Below are 2,754 nucleotides of genomic sequence, written 5' to 3'. Positions count from 1 at the left end.
TCGCTGCTCACGGCGCTCACGCAGTGGCCGCAGGTCATGCCGGTGACGGGAAAGGTCTGGGTGTTCATCTGGTGTCTCCTTGGGATGCTGCTGGTGGGGTCGTTGGGTTCAGGAGCGGACGAGTCGAGCGATGGCGGAGGAGGCCTCGCTCAGCTTCTCCTCGAGGTGGGCGGGGTCGTTCGCGGCGTGGACCATGCAGTGCCGCAGGTGGTCATCCAGCAGGCCCAGGGCGACGGCTTCCAGGGCCTTGGTGGCCGCGGAGACCTGGGTGAGGATGTCGATGCAGTACGTGTCGGCCTCGACCATCCGCTGCAACCCGCGCACCTGTCCTTCGATGCGGCGCAGCCGCGTGAGGTGGCTGTCCTTGTCGTCGATGTAGCCCGGGATCGTGGCGGGGTGTGGCGCGTGCTCGGTCATGGTCCTCCTTCGCTCAACCTCGTCAACGATACCCCCGGGGGGTGTATTCCCTGCGCCGTGGTCGTCATCCGGAAGCGGCTGGCAGGCGGATGCGGAACGTGGTTCCTTGTCCAAGGCCGGCACTGTGTGCGGACAGGCCACCGCCGTGGGCCTCGACCAGGGCGCGGCTGATGGTCAGGCCGATGCCGCTGCCGCTGTTGCCGGGTTGGCGCAGGCGGGCGGGGTCGGCGCGGTAGAACCGCTCGAACACGTGGGGGAGGGCTTCGGCGGTGATGCCGTCACCGGTGTCGGCCACCTCCAGTTCCACCCAGTTCTGGTCCGGCCGGGTGGCGCGCAGGCGAACCGACCCCCCTGGTGGGGTGTGCCGCAATGCGTTGTCGAGCAGGTTGGCCAGGACCTGCCCCATCCGTTCGGGGTCCACGTGGACGTCCGGGACCGTGCCGCCCGCCTCGAGGGTGAGCCGAACCTGAGCGGTGTCGTAGGCCTCCTGCGCGGCGGCCGCGGCCGCACTCAGGAGCAGCTGGGGGCTGGTGCGGACCGGGCGCGAGTCCAGCTGGCCCTCCTCGGCGCGTGAGACGGCACTGATGTCCTCGGCCAGGCGGTGCAGCCGTTGCGTGCCGCCGTGCAGCGCCGCAAGGGTTGGCTCATCGAGGTCGCGCACGCCGTCCTCGAGCGCCTCCAGGTGCGTCTCGATCGTGGCCAGTGGGTTGCGCATCTCGTGGGCGAGGTCGGCCAGGATGCGGCGCCGAGTTCGCTCGACGTCGCCGAGGCGTTCGGCCAGCTCGTTGACGGTGTCGGCGAGCTGGTCGAACTCGGGGCCGAGGCCGGGGCTGGGCACGCGTGCCCCGAACTGGCCCTCGGCGATCCTGGCTGCGGCATGAGACACCTGCGTCGTGGAGCGTTGGACCCGGCGGGTGAAGTATCCGGTCACCAGAAGGGCCATGAGGACCGAGGTCAGGAGCGCGACCGCGAACGAGATGAGCAGCGCAGAGCCGAATGCCTCCTCGACGTGGGCGGCCTCGGCCGAGGAGTGCCCGACACCGGCCTGGACGAGGTGGTCGTGGAAGATCCCGGGGGCGACGACGGATGCCACCACCCACGCGGTGACCGCGCCGGCGAACAGGACCAAGGCCTGAGCGACGAGCAGTCGGGTGGACAGAGGCGCAGTGGTGCGCCGCCTGGCCAGCCAGCTCTGCCCGCTCACTCGCCCGAGCCCATCCGGTAGCCGACACCTCGCACGGTGCGGATGAACCGTGACGCGCTGGCGTCGTCGTCGAGCTTGCGGCGCAGGTGGCCGATGTGGACGTCGACGAGGTGCTCGTCGCCGACCCAGGTCTGCCCCCAGACGGCGTCGATGAGCTGGCGCCTGGTGTAGGCCAGTCGGGGGCGCTCGGACAGCACCGCCAGGACGTCGAACTCGGTGCGGGTCAGGGCGATCGGCTCGTCGCGCAGCCAGACGTCACGCCCGGTGGGGTCGATGGTCAAGGGTCCGAACGCCCTGAAGCCTGCCGTGTCGGGGGCGGGGGTGCCGATGGGGCGGGGGCGGCGGAGCATCGCCCGAAGGCGGGCGACGAGCTCGCGCGGGCTGAAGGGCTTGGTGAGGTAGTCGTCAGCGCCGACCGACAGGCCGACCAAGGTGTCCACCTCATCGGTGCGGGCCGTGAGCATCACCACGTACGCGTCAGAGAACGTCCGCAGCTGCCGACACACCTCGAGGCCGTCCTGGCCGGGCAACCCCAGGTCAAGCACGACGATGTCGGGGTCGACCTCGCGAGCCCTGGCCACGGCATCCAGGCCGTCGTGGCTTAGGTGGACCTCGAAGCCCTCACGTTCGAGGTAGCTGCCGATCACCTTGGCCATCTCGACCTCGTCCTCCACGACGAGGGCCCTGATGGCGACCCGGGGGTTGCGCTCGGCGTCGCCGGGCGCCGACCTGGGGTCGCGGTCAGTGGCGGGCATGCCGTCATCGTCGCAGCCGCGCCCCACCGTTCGCGGCCCACACAGGGTCTGCGGGCACATCTTCAGCGAACCTTCATGGAACCGCGACCGGGCAGCAGGGGCCGGCCGAGGAGGGTGGACCCATCGACCCGACGTGAAGAGGTGAGCACCATGATGTGGGGCAACGGCATGGGATGGGGCGGATGGCTCCTGATGACCCTGACGACGGTGGCCTTCTGGGCCGTGGTCGTCTTCGGAATCGTGGCACTCTTCCGCGGCAGCGGAGGCCCGGGCCCGCGCGACGCACGTCGTGACGGGGATGCCCGGCGGATCCTTGACGAGCGGTTCGCCCGCGGCGAGATCGACGCCGAGGAGTACCGCTCCCGCCAGAGCATCCTG

The 2,754-nt window shown here is 70.5% G+C and carries 4 protein-coding genes; 1 reads left to right on the top strand and 3 read right to left on the bottom strand.

Features of this window, described 5'->3' with window-relative positions; translation table 11 throughout:
- Positions 1 to 108: 108 nt before the first annotated feature.
- From PLL68_RS13610 to PLL68_RS13600, 3 genes are all read right to left on the bottom strand, one after another.
- Positions 109 to 417, bottom strand: coding sequence for a metal-sensitive transcriptional regulator (locus PLL68_RS13610; protein WP_324534963.1), 309 nt, complete (start codon positions 415 to 417; stop codon positions 109 to 111).
- A gap of 64 nt (positions 418 to 481) precedes the next feature.
- A complete protein-coding gene (locus PLL68_RS13605) occupies positions 482 to 1,621 on the bottom strand; it encodes a sensor histidine kinase (protein ID WP_324534961.1) in 1,140 nt (379 codons plus the stop codon).
- Positions 1,618 to 2,376, bottom strand: coding sequence for a response regulator (locus tag PLL68_RS13600; RefSeq protein ID WP_502910715.1), 759 nt, complete (start codon positions 2,374 to 2,376; stop codon positions 1,618 to 1,620). Before PLL68_RS13600 ends, PLL68_RS13605 begins: the two co-directional genes overlap by 4 nt.
- 150 nt (positions 2,377 to 2,526) lie before the next feature.
- On the opposite strand from PLL68_RS13600, the gene PLL68_RS13595 reads away from it, so the two are divergent.
- On the top strand, positions 2,527 to 2,754 hold a 228-nt coding region (locus PLL68_RS13595; RefSeq protein WP_324534965.1), incomplete at its 3' end, for an SHOCT domain-containing protein.

The sequence above is a fragment of the Ornithinibacter sp. genome (genome assembly GCF_035443565.1).
GTDB lineage: Bacteria > Actinomycetota > Actinomycetes > Actinomycetales > Dermatophilaceae > Fodinibacter.
This window is presented reverse-complemented; position numbering and strand designations above follow the sequence as displayed.